Here is a 387-nt window from a genome sequence, read left to right on the forward strand (position 1 = left end):
TAGGAGGAACAGGAGTTTATACATATATATGGAGTAATGGAAAAAAGACTCAAGATTTATCGAACATTACTAAAGGAATTTATAAGGTAGTTGTATCAGATGAGAATGGATGTACAAAAGAAGTTACAGTAACGATAACGGAGCCATCGGCAGGATTATCAATTTCAGGATCAAGTACAACAGATGCAAGTGGATTTGGTTTATTAAACGGAAGTGTAAATGTAACAGTATCAGGAGGAACACCACCTTATACCTATTCTTTAAAAGAAAAGAGCACAGGTGTAGAAAAAGGAACTTCAAATAATGTAATAGGTTTAGCTGGTTCTGTATCAGGAATTGTTTATGAAATGACAATAACAGATTCACAAGGCTGTAAATTAATCAAAG

General features: G+C 33.6%; 1 protein-coding gene. It reads left to right on the forward strand.

Going from position 1 to position 387, the window contains the following annotated elements:
- Positions 1–387: SprB repeat-containing protein (locus tag Q0958_RS18880; protein ID WP_299126122.1), on the forward strand; the 387-nt coding region annotated here is incomplete at both ends.

It is taken from the genome of uncultured Tenacibaculum sp. (assembly GCF_947499065.1).
Classification (GTDB): domain Bacteria; phylum Bacteroidota; class Bacteroidia; order Flavobacteriales; family Flavobacteriaceae; genus Polaribacter.